This is a genomic window from Candidatus Magnetaquiglobus chichijimensis, from assembly GCF_045865675.1.
GTDB classification, from domain to species: Bacteria; Pseudomonadota; Magnetococcia; order Magnetococcales; family Magnetaquicoccaceae; genus Magnetaquiglobus; species Magnetaquiglobus chichijimensis.
This window is the reverse complement of sequence record NZ_BAAFGK010000001.1, coordinates 306,598-321,554: the sequence shown is the minus strand read 5'-3', so window position 1 is coordinate 321,554 and position 14,957 is coordinate 306,598. Positions and strand designations below refer to the sequence as shown.

15 protein-coding genes are annotated in these 14,957 nt (G+C 64.8%); 5 read left to right on the top strand and 10 right to left on the bottom strand.

Features of this window, described 5'->3' with window-relative positions:
* The first annotated feature begins 353 nt into the window (after positions 1–353).
* The 4 genes from ACOY6C_RS01095 to ACOY6C_RS01080 all read left to right on the top strand — a co-directional run bounded on the left by ACOY6C_RS01095 (position 354) and on the right by ACOY6C_RS01080 (position 5,594).
* Positions 354–1,577 carry a hypothetical protein gene (locus tag ACOY6C_RS01095; RefSeq protein WP_420903630.1) on the top strand — a complete coding sequence of 408 codons (1,224 nt, stop codon included), beginning with the start codon at positions 354–356 and terminating at the stop codon, positions 1,575–1,577.
* Positions 1,574–2,566, top strand: coding sequence for a polysaccharide deacetylase family protein (locus tag ACOY6C_RS01090; RefSeq protein WP_420903629.1), 993 nt, complete (start codon positions 1,574–1,576; stop codon positions 2,564–2,566). Before ACOY6C_RS01095 ends, ACOY6C_RS01090 begins: the two co-directional genes overlap by 4 nt.
* A gap of 284 nt (positions 2,567–2,850) precedes the next feature.
* Positions 2,851–4,110 (top strand): TIGR04063 family PEP-CTERM/XrtA system glycosyltransferase, encoded by a 1,260-nt coding sequence (locus ACOY6C_RS01085; protein ID WP_420903628.1) that lies wholly within the window; start codon positions 2,851–2,853, stop codon positions 4,108–4,110.
* On the top strand, positions 4,107–5,594 hold the full coding sequence (locus tag ACOY6C_RS01080; RefSeq protein ID WP_420903627.1) for a putative O-glycosylation ligase, exosortase A system-associated: 1,488 nt from the start codon (positions 4,107–4,109) through the stop codon (positions 5,592–5,594). Before ACOY6C_RS01085 ends, ACOY6C_RS01080 begins: the two co-directional genes overlap by 4 nt.
* Here the strand turns inward: ACOY6C_RS01080 and ACOY6C_RS01075 are convergent.
* The 8 genes from ACOY6C_RS01075 to ACOY6C_RS01040 all read right to left on the bottom strand — a co-directional run bounded on the left by ACOY6C_RS01075 (position 5,578) and on the right by ACOY6C_RS01040 (position 12,085).
* Positions 5,578–6,600: an aspartyl protease family protein gene (locus ACOY6C_RS01075; protein WP_420903626.1), complete on the bottom strand. Its 1,023-nt coding sequence runs from the start codon at positions 6,598–6,600 to the stop codon at positions 5,578–5,580. The genes ACOY6C_RS01080 and ACOY6C_RS01075 overlap by 17 nt on opposite strands.
* A 35-nt stretch (positions 6,601–6,635) precedes the next feature.
* The gene (locus ACOY6C_RS01070) at positions 6,636–7,739 is read right to left on the bottom strand and encodes a hypothetical protein (protein WP_420903625.1); all 1,104 of its coding nucleotides are present in this window, start codon (positions 7,737–7,739) and stop codon (positions 6,636–6,638) included.
* Between the two features lie 34 nt (positions 7,740–7,773).
* Entirely contained in the window at positions 7,774–8,631 is an 858-nt protein-coding gene (locus ACOY6C_RS01065) for a lytic transglycosylase domain-containing protein (protein ID WP_420903624.1), read from the bottom strand.
* Between the two features lie 120 nt (positions 8,632–8,751).
* Positions 8,752–9,075, bottom strand: coding sequence for a PilZ domain-containing protein (locus tag ACOY6C_RS01060; RefSeq protein ID WP_420903623.1), 324 nt, complete (start codon positions 9,073–9,075; stop codon positions 8,752–8,754).
* A gap of 25 nt (positions 9,076–9,100) precedes the next feature.
* Entirely contained in the window at positions 9,101–10,483 is a 1,383-nt protein-coding gene (gene thrC, locus ACOY6C_RS01055; RefSeq protein ID WP_420903622.1) for a threonine synthase, read from the bottom strand.
* Between the two features lie 80 nt (positions 10,484–10,563).
* A complete protein-coding gene (locus ACOY6C_RS01050; RefSeq protein ID WP_420903621.1) occupies positions 10,564–11,283 on the bottom strand; it encodes a CYTH domain-containing protein in 720 nt (239 codons plus the stop codon).
* A gap of 4 nt (positions 11,284–11,287) precedes the next feature.
* Entirely contained in the window at positions 11,288–11,704 is a 417-nt protein-coding gene (locus ACOY6C_RS01045) for a rhodanese-like domain-containing protein (protein ID WP_420903620.1), read from the bottom strand.
* A 39-nt stretch (positions 11,705–11,743) separates the two neighbouring features.
* Positions 11,744–12,085 (bottom strand): ArsR/SmtB family transcription factor, encoded by a 342-nt coding sequence (locus ACOY6C_RS01040; protein ID WP_420903619.1) that lies wholly within the window; start codon positions 12,083–12,085, stop codon positions 11,744–11,746.
* A gap of 196 nt (positions 12,086–12,281) precedes the next feature.
* Here ACOY6C_RS01040 and ACOY6C_RS01035 point away from each other — a divergent pair, with 196 nt between their 5' ends.
* A complete protein-coding gene (locus ACOY6C_RS01035; protein WP_420903618.1) occupies positions 12,282–13,019 on the top strand; it encodes a DUF484 family protein in 738 nt (245 codons plus the stop codon).
* On the opposite strand, the gene ACOY6C_RS01030 is transcribed toward ACOY6C_RS01035, so the two are convergent.
* Both ACOY6C_RS01030 and ACOY6C_RS01025 read right to left on the bottom strand, forming a co-directional pair.
* Positions 13,016–13,861 carry a YdcF family protein gene (locus ACOY6C_RS01030; RefSeq protein ID WP_420903617.1) on the bottom strand — a complete coding sequence of 282 codons (846 nt, stop codon included), beginning with the start codon at positions 13,859–13,861 and terminating at the stop codon, positions 13,016–13,018. The two genes, ACOY6C_RS01035 and ACOY6C_RS01030, sit on opposite strands and share 4 nt — an antisense overlap.
* Before the next feature lie 7 nt (positions 13,862–13,868).
* On the bottom strand, positions 13,869–14,846 hold the full coding sequence (locus ACOY6C_RS01025) for a tyrosine recombinase XerC (RefSeq protein ID WP_420903616.1): 978 nt from the start codon (positions 14,844–14,846) through the stop codon (positions 13,869–13,871).
* Positions 14,847–14,957: the final 111 nt, after the last annotated feature.

Here is a 14,957-nt window from a genome sequence, read left to right as displayed (position 1 = left end):
GACTCGCGTGTCCATCAATCCGGGAAAGGAACCGTTCAGGATCCCCGGCACCCATGCCCCCTGCTCTCGCGGTTCCCGCGATCCCTGCAACCAGCGGGATCCGGAAGCGCCGCCCAAAAACCCCTTGCCCTCCGATCTTAACGAATGCCGACCAAAATGCCAAGCCCACACTCAGAGGCTGTCTGGTGATTCCATAAATGGCATCAGCAAACCTGCACGAATCGAAAAAATCGATTCGTGCTCTCAAATTGCTGCGCAATTTGGCGGGCCATGAATGGCCCGCGTCGGCTGTCTGGCAAGAGAATGGTCCACCCTCTTGAGTCACGGATGACTCCCAGGGTATAGTCTCGACCATGGAGACCCCAAATCCGGCATTCGTGACCATCACCCAACCCACCGTTCCCCCCGAGTCCGCACGACCCGGCGTGCTCGGTCCCCTGGGACCGGCGCAACTCACCTGCCTGCGCTCCTGGCGCAAACTGGGACTGCAACCGCTGTTCGTCCATCTCACGCCCGGCAACGGCACCCCCGGCTGGCCCGGCACGCCCGGTCACCACCTGCCGATCCCCCGCGACGCCCTGCGCACATCCGCCGGACAGACCCGATTGCGGGATTTTCTCACCGCCAACCGCTGCGCCGGCCTGACCTGCCTGGGCGAAGGGGATGCCCGGCTCCTGCGCGCCATCGAACCGGAACTCCCCTGCCCGTTGTGGCTCCCCTCCCAGCGGTCGCTCGATTTTCTCGATGCCAAAAGCCGCCAGGCGGAACTGGCCCGCGCGTGCGGTTTCGCCGTGCTGCCCACCTGGCACGCCGACCGCGACCACCTGCCACTCATTCCCGCCGGGGCCTTCCCGGTCGTGGCCCGTCCGGACGGCTCCGGCAGTGCGGAACCGATGTTCAAGATCAAGATCCTCCACACCCCCGCGGCGTTGACCACCTGGCTGGGGAGCTTCCGGAAACTCGACCGGCCCGTGCTGCTCCAACCCTTCATCGACGGACCCAACCTGGTGATCCACGCCGCGACCGACGCCAACGGCACACCGTTCGCGCTGGCGGCCTTCCTGGTGCGACGCAAATTCGAAGGGGTCACCCTCACCCTCGAACCCGCGCCCCTCGATCCATCCCTGCGTGCCGCCTGTACCGCCTTCTGCCAGGGAGCGGGCCTGCATGGCTGCCTCCATTTCGAACTGCTCCTCGATCCCCGCGACGCCACGCCCTGGTTTCTGGAGGTAAACGGTCGCCTGGGCGGCACCACCGGCAAGGTGCATCTCCTCGGCTTCGACGAGCCGCGCCTGCTGTTGAGCGCCCACGGGGTGCTGCCCTACCCGCCCGCCGCCGGCACGCCGCAAGACGGGGTGGTCTGCAACCGGCTGGCGCTCACCAAACTGCTGCTCGCCATGGCGCGCCAGGATCCCGACCTGGCGCACGACCCCTCCGGTCTGCCGCGCACCTGGCGCGACCTCCTGACGGGATTTCTGCTGTGGCGCGACGAGATCTTCCGGCGCGACGACCCGCGCGTCACCCTCTGGTATCTGCGCGACTGGCTCGCCGACCGCCTCGACCGGAGTCACCGATGAACGCGCCACCCCCCCTGGAGATTCTCCTCACCGTCGATGTGGAGTTCAGCATCCACGGCGCCTTCACCCTGCCGGACGCCACCCCCCTGGGTGAGGAGAACGTTCTGTGCCCGGATGGCTCGGGACGCGAACAAGGTCTGGGCAGACTGCTCGACACCCTGGCCGAACACCATCTGGTGGCCAGTTTCTTCTGCGAAACGCTCCAGTCCACCTGGTTCGGTCCGGAACCGATGGGACGGATCGTCCAACGGATCCAGGCCGCCGGTCATGACGTGCAGCTCCATCTGCACCCCTGCTGGGAGTTCTTCCGCCACCCCGACTGGCGCGAGCGGCTGGGTCGGGAGCGCCCCAACGACAACTGTCACGGACGCACGGTGACCGAACTCACCCGCTGGATCCAGGACGGTCGGGCCCGATTCCGTCAGTGGGGGGTCGAACCCCCGGTGGCACTGCGCGCCGGTGGACTGCGCGTCGATCGGCAACTCTATCGGGTGATGGCGGCCATGGGCATGCCCGCGGCCTCGCACATCGGCATCGGCATCTTCATGCCCGAAGAGCCGGAATTGCGGCTGGCCAACGGCCTGCACCGCATCGACGGCGTGCTGGAACTGCCGGTGCTCAGCCATCACGCCCGTCTGCCGCGTCTGTCGCGTCCCTGGCGCGCCCTGACCCTGACCGGCACATCCTGGTGGGAGATGCGCGCCTTGTTGGAACAGGCCCGGCACGCACGACTCTCCCCGGTGGTGATTCTGATCCACCCACGGGATCTGGCGGGGGCCGATCCCGGCTACCCGGCCCACCGCCTGCATCAATCCCGCCTGGCGCGTCTCTGCCGACTCATCGACGCCCACCCCGACCGCTATCGGGCGGTCTCGATCCGCGCCGCGCTCCCAGAGTGGCGCGACCGGCCCGCGCTCCCCGCCCGCACCCTCTCCCCGCCCTGGTGGGCGCAGGTGATCCGCCTCCTCGAAAACGCCTCCCAGCCGTGAACCACGCGCCGTCTGGCGCGGCTTCACCACGTCGCCCACCGGGAACATCAACGGTTGACCCCCATCCAGGATTAATACAAGATAGGAGGCCTCGCCAATCACCTCCATCCCCGGTTCTCGAGACGACTCCATGCCCCAGCCCGGACCAGACCTTCCGCCCTCCGTCCCGCACCGCCGCGCGAAGGCGTCTGAAGCGCGACCAGGCACGATCGGCCCGTTCCACCACCCGCCGCACGCCCTGACCTCCACCTCAACCGCCTCAACGGCGTGAAGGCCGTACCACGATGCGCATCCTGCATCTCCTCGACCACTCCGCGCCGCTGCAAAGCGGCTATGTCTCGCGAACCCTGGCCATCCTGCGCCAACAGCAGGCTTTTGGCTGGCAAACCATACAGTTGACGAGTCCCAAACATCCCACCCCGCCCGACTCCCCGCGCGAAGAGGTCGATGGGGTGATCTTTCACCGGACCCCAACCCCGACCCACCTGGCCGCGAGAATCCCCCTGCTCGGACAGATGGTGATGGTGGCGGCTCTCAAGAAAAGAGCTGTCGAGATCGCCCGCGCCGAGAAACCGGATCTGCTCCACGCCCACTCGCCGCTGCTCAACGGCCTGGCGGCGCTCGCCGTGGGACGGGAACTCGGCCTTCCGGTCATCTACGAAATCCGCGCCTTCTGGGAAGATGCCGCCGCCAGCCATGGCACCTCGCACCCCCAGGGGGCCCGCTACCACCTGACCCGCCGGCTCGAAACCCACGTCATGCGCCAAGCCGACGCCATCACCGTCATCTGCGAAGGGCTCCGACGCGACATCATCGCCCGCGGCATCCCGCCGGAAAAAATCACCACCATCCCCAATGCCGTCGAGGTCGAACGGTTCCTCATCCCGACCGATCCCCAACGACTCGATCTCCCGGAACTCGACACCCGCAACCGGGAGATCCTCGGCTACATCGGCTCCTTCTACGCCTACGAGGGACTCGAACTGCTGCTCGAGGCCATGCCGGCCATCCGCGCCAAACGCCCCTCCGTGCTGCTGCTGCTCGTCGGCGGCGGCCCCGAGGAGGCCCGCCTGCGCCAACGTACCCGTGAACTCCAGCTCGACACCCACGTCCACTTCACCGGACGCCTGCCTGCCAGCGTCATCCCCAACTGTCTGGCCATGGTCGATCTGATGCTCTTCCCACGACTGCCGATGCGCCTGACCCACCTGGTCACCCCGCTCAAACCCCTCGAGGCCATGGCCGCGGGTCGCCTGGTCCTCGCCTCGGACGTCGGGGGTCACCAGGAACTCATCTCCCATCAACGCACCGGCTTTCTCTTTCCCGCCGGCGATTCCACCGCCCTGGCCCATGCCGTCATCGCCCTGCTCGCCGATCGCGCCTCCTGGCCCGCCGTCATCGAACAGGCGCGACGCTTCGCCAACGAAGAGCGCACCTGGCTCGCCAGCGCGCGCCGCTATCAACCCCTCTACGAACGGCTGATCGCCCGCGGAGATTCCTCGATCCCTCACCCTCTCCGCACCCGGGACCGATCCGCGCCATGAGAGACATCGCGCTCCTGCTGTTCGTCTTCGCGCTGCTGCCGGTCGCCCTGTTCCGACCCTATGTCGGCCTGATGCTCTGGACCTGGTTCAGCTATATGAACCCCCACCGCCTCACCTGGGGTTTTGCCTACAACTTCCGCTTCAACCTGATCGTGGCCGCCATCACCATCATCAGCATCCTGGTCAACCGGCGCACCATCCAAGGCAAGATCCCCTGGAGACTCCCCATCATCCTGCTGGCGGTCTTCACCCTCTGGACCTTCATTACCACCCAATTCGCCATTCAGTCCGGCGCCGCGGAGATCCAGTTCGATCGCTTCTTCAAGATCCAGCTCCTGGTCTTCTCAACGTTGATCCTGGTCAAAACGCGCCGACAGTTCATGCTGCTCGTCCTGATCATCACGATCTCGATCGGTTTCTACGGCGTCAAGGGCGGACTCTTCACGATTCGTTCCGGCGGACACTTCCGGGTCATGGGCCCCACCGACTCTTTCTTCGTGGACAACAACAGCTTCGCGCTGGCCATGCTCATGACCATTCCACTGATCTATTATTTGACATCTCAAACCAAATCACTCTATCTGCGCATCATTCTGATCGCCTCCTTTCTCCTCTCCTTCGTTTCCGTACTGGGAAGCTATTCGCGCGGTGGTTTTCTGGGACTCATGATCTTGAGCATCTCCCTGTTTCTGAAAACCCGAAGCAGGTTCATTCTTCTGGCCTTTTTCATGGCATGCGCACCCATCATCTATCAGTTCATGCCGCAGCAATGGCACAATCGAATGAATCAAGTAATTGATTCGATCGTGTCAACCCTCGGAACTCATACCGATACAGATCTTAAGTTGCCAAAACAGGTCAATATCAACACATCAAGTCAAGGAAACATCCATTTCGAACAGCTCAATGAAAGTCAAAAGTCAACCGCCATGACCATTCTTCAGTACATGATGCATAGCGACACCGAAATCACCCGCGACAAATCCGTGACCGGTCGCTTCGACGCCTGGAAATTCTCCATCGCGGTCGCCAACGACCGTCCGATCCTGGGAGGGGGATTCAAGGTCTACGATCAGGGCGCCTTTGACCGTTATCTGCCCGGCGTGCAACGCCGCGCAGCACACAGCATCTATTTCGAGGTGTTGGCGGAACAGGGATATGTGGGCTTTTTCATCTGGGCGGCGCTGCACATCTCGGCCCTGCTGTCCGGACGCAGAATCGCCCGCCTGACGCGGCGGGATCCGGAACTCCTCTGGGCCAGAGAGTTGGCGGGCATGCTACAGGTCAGTCTGATCAGTTATTATACTGCGGGGATCTTCCTGGGCATGGCCTATTTCGACCTGCCGTACCACATCATTGCCCTGCTGGTCTTGCTCCAGGTCCACGCGGAGCAGCATCTGGCCAAACGCATCCCCTTGCAGGCCCCAAGGCGGAGCTCCGTCTGGGATTTCTCCCGGTTGGCCACGGCTAGCGCTCGACGATGAGTTGACCCGCGCCCTGGTCAATCCGCCAGCGTCCCAGACGCTCGAGGGTCTTGATGCCGAACAGGGGACGCAGGAGCGCGTCGGGATCGATCTTCTCCTCCTTGCTCTTCTTGTCCGCCTCCCCTGGTCCACCAAGGCCAGGTTTCGCCCCCTTGTCCTTGTCCCCCTTGTCCCCACCATCCTCTGACTTCTCTTTTTTCTCAGGAAGTTCGATGACCGGAACCCCCTTAAGCTCCATATCCCCGATCCGCAGTCTGGTGAGCAGCAGATGGCGGGTATCGTGTTCGCTGCCATCCGCGATGACGGCCTTTCCCTTGCCGATCAAATGCTCCTGACGCAACGAACCGGTGCGCACCAGCCAACGGATCACCTCGGCGGGCAGGGCGAGCTCCGAGGCGCCGGTATCGACCACCGCCTCGAACTCCGGATTGTCGTTGATGCGCAGCTTGACCAGATAGATGCCCGAGGCGGTGCGTTTCAAGGGGACCACGCCGACCCGTCCGGGTAGCGCGGCATGGGTGGTCTGGTCAAACGGGACCACGGTCTCCCGGCCCTCGTGGCGAATCACCACGCGATCGCGGGCGATGGATCCGACCACGCCGCCATCGACGGTTTCGCCGACCAGAATGTGCCGTCCGTTGATGATGGCGGATGGGGCATACCCCTTGGCCACCTCGCCCTTGGAGGGAACGAGGATCTCGGTGACATGCCAGGGGCCGGGAATCCTGGTGACCACCTTGGGCCTGGCGGAGGCCTGTGCCGGGTTATCGCCGTCCGGACCACCCGGGTCCGGCCCAAGCTCCGGCACGCCGACCGGCGAATTGTTCCCTTGCTCCCCGGTGGCGGGGTCTGCGGTCGGTCGCGGGCGCGGAACCGTGGGATCCTTGAGCGGTTGACACTCCTGACGACGGAACAGCTGGGGATCCCCCTTGCCGTCGGAACACTGCACCATCTCCTCGGCGGCCAACAGCGACCAGGGGATCGCAAGCAGCCCGAGGGCCGACAAAAACGGGCGTTTCCCGCCCCCGCTCCAAATCCTGCTCACGGTGCGGACAACAGTTGATGAAGGGAGAAACCGGCCAGCCAGGCCTCGCGTCCGGTCAGGCCGTAGCGTTGCCCGAGATGATCGACCAGACGCAGCGGATCGCCGCGCAGGTCGGAGGGAAATTCGTTGAGCCAGTCGGTCATGGGTTGCTTGCCGTAGCGGTCGAGCATGGCGCTTTTCCAGTTGCCCGGAAAGCCGGCCCGCTCCTTGCCGAACCGCTCCACCCCGGCATCGACGATCTCCATGAGCATGGCACGGGTGACACGGAACGGTTCCGCCCCCTCGCCGAAGCTGGCGACCACGTTATCCACCTGGGCCTCGACCGACGAGGCGCACAAACCGGTGGCCGCCTCGAACGACACGCGGGTCTTGACGATCTTCTTGCGGTCCACGCCGCGCAGACGCTGTTCGAGAATGCGCTCGGCATCGATGTCGGCCCGGCGTGGGGTGCCATCGAAGCTCCCCTTCTGGGCGATGGTGTGGACCGTGGGGAGATTCTCTTTTTCCGGAAACTCGGACTGGTGATAAAAGTGGCGAATCTCGCCCAGGATCAGATCGTTGGCATCCAGATAGAAGAGACGCACCCCGATCCAGGCGCGATCCTCGGTGCCACCCATGGCATACAGCGGGGTGAAATCATAGCTCAGCCGGGTCAGGACGCGAGGGAACTCCCGCTGCACCATCTGGGCATCCTGATTCTCTGTGTACTTGAAAAAGAGCATCCCGTCGCGAATGGTCGCGCGGGCACCCGGAAACCCGTCGCTGGCCGGCGATTGGGACTTTTTCGCGGCAGGCTTGCCCGGCTTCTTGCCGGCTTTTTTTTCGATCTCGCGGGAGATGTCGTCGTAGGGGGCATCGGCCTCCTCGTCGTCGCTCCGGGGGGCCGGCTCCTTGGCGCGGGCGGGCTTTCTGGCGGCGGATTTGGGCTGCGGGCAGTCGTTCTGGGTGGGGGCGTGGGTCCAGCCAGGCCCGAGATCCCGCGAGTCGGGACGGTTGAAGTCGTCCTGGAAACGGGCTTCGGCAACCCCGACGGGCACGACCAGAAACAGAACGACCCACGCCAGCAGCACGCGCCGAACCGATGCCCCCAGGCCGCTCACGGACCGGGAACCCGACGCCGCGCCACCCGAAGGGTCACATGGCCGCGAGGTAGGCCCGATAGTAATGGAGCACCTTGGCCACATAGTGCTGGGTCTCCTCATAGGGTGGAACGGTGTTGCCGTGTTTCTTGACCGCGCCCGGACCGGCGTTGTAGGCCGCCAGGGAGAGCACCAGGTCGTTGTTGAACTGTTCCAGCATCTCGCGCAGATAGCGCACACCGCCATGAATGTTCTCCACCGGGTCGGTGCGATCCACCACGCCCAGATCCTGGGCCGTGCCGGGCATGAGCTGCATCAACCCGACCGCCCCCTTGGGCGAAACCGCCAGGGGGTTGAAATCCGATTCGGTCTTGATCACCGCCTTGATCAGCGCGGTATGGATCCGATAACGCTGGGAGGCGTCCTGGATGGTATCGTTCATCGAGCCGCCGCCGGCATAACCGGAATAGGGCATGCCTCCCAGGGTCACCAGGTTGGAACGGGGGTTGCGGCTCTCCTGCCGCCCGTCATAGCGGATCACCCGTGCGCCGGGAGCGCTGGAACCGTAATCGCCGGCCACCGGATTGCCGGAGAGCAAACCCGTGGCGCGACCGGGCAGCGGTTGGCGTGCCAGGCTCTCTTTCCGGGCCTGAGCCCTCTTTTTCTGGTCGGCCTTGGACTCCTTGGGCGAGGAGATCAACAGGCGGTACTCCGGGCCCAGCGGACGATCGGTCAGGTGGATCACGCCGTTGGGGTCGGTGAAGGAGTAGATGTCGGCACTTGCCGGCCAGGTCGCGCCGATCCAGAGAAGAGAGGCGGCCAGGCCGATCCGCCATGCGGTCAGCCAGGGGACGATCGTCGGGCGCGCACGGCGTCGCATCGCCGGGTCTGGTTCGTTTCTCGTGTCGCGCATCGTCACCATCGGTACATGCCCGATTCCAGGAAAGTTGGTTGTCGCATTCGCTCCGCGCTCCCACGGCGTGACCGAGGCGGCTGCCTTGGCCGATTCCAACCCGTGCGGCTCCCCTCTGGTTCACTCCCCGTTCAAAAAACGCACCGCCACCCCATCCTCGCCCGTCCGCCGGACCTCGCAGGGAAAGCGGTGCTCCATGCTCCCGCCTCCCGGCACACTCAGACAGAGCATCCCCTCCTCGCCCACATCCAGACCAAAGGGCAATCCGCGCGGTCGCACGAAGGCCCCCTGGGTGCTCATGTCCCGGATCCTGCCCTCGGTGACGGCGCCATTGACCAGCCGCAGCGTCACCACGACGCGCAACGGATGACGCGGCACCCGTCTGCGCTCCACGCCTCGTCCGCCACCCTCCGCGCCGGAGACGATCGCGCGCAGAATGCTCACCCGCGCGCCTCGCGACCGGGACGGATCACCCGAGCACCTCGCGGATGAAGGCGCGCACCGCCTCGGGATCCGGATCGAGGATCCGGCAGCGGGTCGGTCGTTCCAGCAACCCCTCCAGGGGCGGTGGCACCGGGGGATCGAATCCCACAGCGCGATGGACCGCCTCGGCGAACTTGGCCGCGTGGGCGGTGGCCAGACAGATGGCCCCCGGTTCATTCCCCGCCGCCTCCACCCCCACCGCGGTATGCGGATCGAGCAGCACCCCATGCCGCTCCCAGGTCGCCTGGATGCGGGCCAAGGTCTCCTCCTCGCCCACGCGGCGGGCGGAAAAAATCTCCCCGGCCTGGCGACGCCTGGCCTCGGAAACGGCAAAAACACCCTCGACGCGCAGACGTTCCATCTCCCCACGCACCGCCGCCGGATCCTCGTCGAGCAGGTAATAGAGGTAACGCTCGAAGTTCGAGGAGATCTGAATATCCATGGAGGGGCTGATGGTGGGGTTGACCTCTCCGGTCCGATACTCCCCGCTTTCCATGAATCGTACCAGAATGTCGTTGCGGTTGGTGGCCAGAATGAGCCGTTCCACCGGCAACCCCATCCGCAGCGCCATGTAACCGGCGAAAATATCGCCAAAATTGCCGGTCGGCACCGAAAAGAGCACCTTCTGATGCGGATCTCCGCCGGTCACCCGCCCCCAGGCGTAGAAGAAATACACAATCTGGGCCAAAATGCGCGCCCAGTTGATGGAATTGACCGCGCCGAGGCGATAAGCGTCCTTGAAGGCCAGATCGTTGAACAGCGTTTTGACGATGGTCTGTCCGTCGTCGAAGGAGCCGCGAATGGCGATGTTGTGTACGTTGGCATCGAGCACCGAGGTCATCTGCCGTTCCTGGATCGGCGACACCCGGTTGTGGGGATGGAGGATGAAGACGTGGATCCCCTCGCGACCGCGCACCCCGTGGATGGCCGCAGAACCGGTATCGCCGGAGGTGGCGCCGAGGATGTTGAGTCGTCCCCCTTCCGCCTTGAGGAGCATTTCGAAGAGATTGCCCAGAAACTGCAACGCCACGTCCTTGAAGGCCAGGGTCGGGCCGTGGAACAGCTCAAGGATCCAGTGGTCACCGGCGCGGGTGACCGGGGTGATGTCGGGGTGGCTGAAGGTGGCGAAAGAGCGTTCCACCAGCTCCGGCAGACGGTCGGACACCGCCTCGCCGGGGGTCAGAAACGGGGTGATCACCTGGATGGCGAGTTGCTGGAACGACAATCCGGCCCAGGCGCGCAACTGCTCCGCGCTCACCGTGGGGATCCGTTCCGGCAGCAACAGACCACCATCGGTGGCCAGCCCCATCATCACCGCCTGGGAAAAGGAGATCGGGGCCACGCCCCCCCGGGTGCTGATATAGCGCACGTCGTTTCAACTCCAGAGAATTTTTATGACAGAAGAGCCCCCTGCTCCCCGCTCCGTCACCACCGGTCCGGAGCGCCGTATCAGGCCGACCCCAGCAGCGCCAGACCGATCCGGAACTTCGAATGCGGGGCATCCCGGAGGTCGAACCGTTCGCGCAGTTCGCGCGCCAGCGACAGGCCCGCCGCGCGGGCGTCGGCACCGCATTCGATCTCCAGCTCGGCGACTCCGACCCGGCCTTCGCCAGCCCGGATCTCGCCGCGATCCAGACTCACCTCCAACCGTGCCCCTTCACGTCCGGAAAGCGCCACGAGCCGCCGGTCGATGGTGCAGGTCAGCAGCGGCGCCAACGGCGCCTCGCGTCCCAACAGGCTCTCCAGCCGCCGGCGCACCGGACCATCGGCCACATCCCGGACTTGGGCCGGCGGCACGACATCCGCCCCCTGCCGCCACTCGGGACGTCGCCACACCCCCCCATCCAGCACCCCCTCCCCCTTGATCTCCAGATGGGTGGCCGTGGCAGTGGATCTGAGCCGCAGCGCCAGCCGGCGCTTGAGAAGCAACCGGTCCGGATGGTCCAGATAGAGATCGGTATAGGAGCGATCCAGAAAGCCGCCCCCGCCGACGCGCGCCGACAGATCACATTCCAGGGCGGAAAACAGGGCCGGATCCGGCACGGTCAAACGGATCTCCTCCTCCAGAGCGGCGGAGTCGGAAGCATCGGGCCACAAAGCCCCGTTCATCGCGGCGCCCGGCGACGCGCCGGTGCGGATGCCCAACGGCGCGCCGGTCCCGGAACGCAACCTCTCAACCGCGCGCCTGATATCCCTGCGACTGCCACTGCAACATGCCGCCCGCAACGTTGTAAACGGTTTCGCAGCCGGCCTTTTTCAGCATCACCGCACCTCCCAGGGAGCGGGCGCCGCTGCGACAGACCACCGCCACCTCCCGGCCCTGGGCCAACTGGCGCAACGCCTCGATCCGCCTCGACAGCTCTCCCAGCGGCTCGTTGCGCGCGCCGGGAATATGACCGGAGTTGAACTCCATGGGCGTGCGCACGTCGATCAACAACGGCGCGGGTTTGTTCCCGAGCCGTTTGGCCAGCTCATGCACCGAGATCGAACGCACGCCGTAAATCCGCGCCATGACCGGATTCTTCAACGCCAGCACCAGAAACAGCAGCGTCAGCAGAACCGTCAGACCATTCTGTTGCACCCACTCCATGCTCTCCCTCCCCCACGAACTCCGGACAGCGAAACCGTCTCACTCCCGACCCGTGCCGACCGTCTCCTCCTCGAACTCCCCGGCCAGCGCCGCCGCCTGGGCCAAAGCCGCAGCCGCCGCCGTGGCGCCACCGCGTGAGTCGCAAAAAATGCTGCGTGTCAGAGCGACGAGATCCAACACCTTGCAATCGCCCACCCGATAGAACACCTGATTGGCCTCGCGGCGTGAATCGAGGATGTTTTTGTCGCGCATGATGGTCAAATGCTGCGAAACATTGGATTGCGTCGTCCCCACGGCATCGACCAATTCCTGCACGCTCAACTCGCGATCCCGCAGCGCCACGATCACCTTCAAACGCAACGGATGGGCCAATGCCTTCATGCAGCGAGCCACTTTTTCAATGTTGCCTTCATCAATCTCGCATGCCATGATTTTTATGTTCACTCCCTGAAAAATTTCCGCTCCTGACCGTTTCCACCCATGAAACCTTTCCAATGTTCATGAGATTCCGCTAAAAATAGGATCTTTTCCGCACTGCGTCAACACTCATCGCCGCGCCAACCGACTGGATTCCGCCATGAACGCCGAAACACCTTCCGATGACCTCTCGTCCGAACAGGTCCGACTGTGGTTGACCGCCCATCCGGAATTTCTCGACACCCATCCGGAGCTGCTGCCGAGCGTCTCCGGGGGTTCGGGCAAGGTGGTCACGCTCGAAGCCGGACAACTCAACGTCCTGCGCCAGAAAAACGAAGAGTTGTCGCTCAAGCTCGATGCCATGCTGGAGCAGATCCGTCGCAACGAACGGATTCATGCCAGCTTTCATCGCATTCAGATGCGCCTCGTCACCGCCCCCAACCCGCGCGAACTGCTGCTGATCGCCACCGGCGATCCGGAGCGGCTCTTCGACATCCACCGCGCCACCATCGCCATCTCCAACCGTCACCCCGGACTCTGGAGCCTGTGCGCGCCGCTGCAAGCCGATCCCGATCTCGACCAGCGGCTCTTTCTGGTCGATCACAAACAGCTGGCCGACCTCCTGCGCGATGCGCCCCGTCCGCTGATCCGCGTGGGCCAGGAGGGGATCAACCGCGAAATCTTCTTTGGTCCAGCCTCCACGCAGGTCCGTTCCGAAGCCCTGATCCCGCTCTTCACCCATCTCGAGAGCGGTCCGGAAGGACTGATCGGCGCCCTGAATCTGGGCGGGGCCACGCCAAACCGTTTCCTGCCGAGCGATGCCACCGATCTGTTGCGGGATCTGGCGGACATTCTCGGTCTGTGCCTCGCCCGGCTGGCAAACCAGGAAGGGAGCTAAGCTCCTTTCGGGTCATGGGCTCCGCGGTCCCGCAGACGATACCAGATCCCTCCGAGCCATTCGTGCAGCTCGGTTGACAGCAGGGCGAGCGCATCGGCGTTGGGAACCGCAGACCACAGGGTGGCCGCGTTCCAGGAGAGGCTCCGATCGATTTTCGGTCGGAACTGAATCGGCGCCGGAGTCACCCGGATCGCTCCCCCGCTCACCCGCTCGAAGGCCTCGAGCGCGCGTGGCATGTCGCGGTTGTGGACCACGAGGAGAATCCTCGTTATCCCCCGCTCTTTCAGGATCGCGGTGGCCTCGATGGCATTTTCCCTGGTATCGCGGCTCTTTTCGTCCAGCCAGGCCACCGGAACCTGGAACTCCTGTTCGAGCACGTCGCGCATGATGGCCGCTTCCGAACGACTCTCCCCATACGGACGTCCACCGGCCAACAGCAGCGGCAGACCGGTCAAACGGTGCAGACGCGCCGCATACCGAACACGCGCCAATCCACCCAGGGTCACGGTATCCTCGCCATCGTACTCCGGAGCCCTGGGCGTGCGTCCGGTACCCAACACCACGATCGCCTCGGCATCGCTCCTCTGGATCGACTCGCGGGTCAGGGCCGTCTCCCGAGGAGGATGGCGGCTCCCGACGATCCGATCCGCGACGATCGGCAGCATGGCGAGCCAGGCGAACGATCCCAGCACGACGACAGCCCAACCCGCCCGCCGCACCCGGATCTCCGCCGCCAGACGGGCGGGACGATGCAGCAGCCACCACACCACGCACAATCCGGTCAGGAACACGCCGGGGGGCAGCACGATCTGCTCGAGGAAACGATTGACGATCGGGCCCATGGTGGCGTCACATGGCCCGGGAACGGGGGTGGGCCTGGTCGTAGACCCGGCTCAACGCCTGGAAATCCAAATGGGCATAGCGTTGGGTGGTGGCCAGGGAGGCGTGGCCAAGCAACTCCTGGATCGCGCGCAGATCGGCGCCGGCCTGCAACAGATGGGTGGCGAAGGCGTGGCGCAGGGCATGGGGGGTGATCTTCTCCGGCAGGCCGAGGCGACGGCGCAACCCTTGCAGCAACCGTTGGATCTGACGCGGATTCAGACGCCGGTCATCGCCGGTCTCGTTCACCCCGATGAACAGCGGATCATGGGCGCCGCGCCCGAACGGGCACTCCTGGTCCCGCTCGCGCAAATAGCGCCGCAGCGCCTGGACCGACGGCATGGTCAGCGGAGCGATGCGCTCCTTGCCACCCTTGCCCATCACCCGCGCCTGAGCAAAGTCGAGTTCCACATCCTGACGGTTGAGGCCGCACACCTCGCCAACGCGCAACCCCGAGCCGTAGAGCAGCTCCAGGATGGCGCGATCCCTGGCTTCGGCCCAGGCGGGCATCTCCCGGTCGGAGAGCGGCGCGTTGTCCAGCGGCGCATCCAACAGACGGGCGGTCTCCTCCTCGGTGGGCGCGCGCGGCAGGCGGATCCCCAGCTTCGGCGCGGCGATCAGCGCCGCCGGGTTTTGCGTGAGCACTCCGGTACTCTCCAGAAATCGGAACCAGGCGCGCACCGAGGCCAGACGCCGCTGCAAGGTGGCCTTGGAAAGCCCCTCCTTGCGCTCGTGGGCCAGAAAGGCGCGCAATTCGACGGGTCGAACGGTCGGCAGCGTGGCCATGTTCAACGGTTGACCGGTGTGTCGCTCCCAGAATGCGGCAAAACGGGTCAAATCCCCCAGATAGGCGGTGGTGGTGTGGTCGGAGTAGCGCCTCTCGGCGCTCAAATGACGCTGGAACGGTGCGAAGAGCGGATCCGGGGTCGGTACGGTGGAACTGGGCATGGGTCACTCGATCGGTTGCGGACGTGGCTTGAAGTGATTCTCCTGGTCACGGTATAAAGCATCGACCATGCCAAGCATGTGGACGCCCCACGATCCCGGATACCCACACCA

Bases quoted from the DNA above. Each gene is read 5' to 3' on its own strand.
- ACOY6C_RS01080 (WP_420903627.1), top strand. From the start codon at position 4,107: ATGAGAGACATCGCGCTCCTGCTGTTCGTCTTCGCGCTGCTGCCGGTC.
- ACOY6C_RS01035 (WP_420903618.1), top strand. From the start codon at position 12,282: ATGAACGCCGAAACACCTTCCGATGACCTCTCGTCCGAACAGGTCCGA.
- ACOY6C_RS01045 (WP_420903620.1), bottom strand. From the start codon at position 11,704: ATGGAGTGGGTGCAACAGAATGGTCTGACGGTTCTGCTGACGCTGCTG.
- ACOY6C_RS01095 (WP_420903630.1), top strand. From the start codon at position 354: ATGGAGACCCCAAATCCGGCATTCGTGACCATCACCCAACCCACCGTT.
- ACOY6C_RS01090 (WP_420903629.1), top strand. From the start codon at position 1,574: ATGAACGCGCCACCCCCCCTGGAGATTCTCCTCACCGTCGATGTGGAG.
- ACOY6C_RS01085 (WP_420903628.1), top strand. From the start codon at position 2,851: ATGCGCATCCTGCATCTCCTCGACCACTCCGCGCCGCTGCAAAGCGGC.
- ACOY6C_RS01065 (WP_420903624.1), bottom strand. From the start codon at position 8,631: ATGCGCGACACGAGAAACGAACCAGACCCGGCGATGCGACGCCGTGCG.
- ACOY6C_RS01025 (WP_420903616.1), bottom strand. From the start codon at position 14,846: ATGCCCAGTTCCACCGTACCGACCCCGGATCCGCTCTTCGCACCGTTC.
- ACOY6C_RS01040 (WP_420903619.1), bottom strand. From the start codon at position 12,085: ATGAAGGCATTGGCCCATCCGTTGCGTTTGAAGGTGATCGTGGCGCTG.
- ACOY6C_RS01030 (WP_420903617.1), bottom strand. From the start codon at position 13,861: ATGGGCCCGATCGTCAATCGTTTCCTCGAGCAGATCGTGCTGCCCCCC.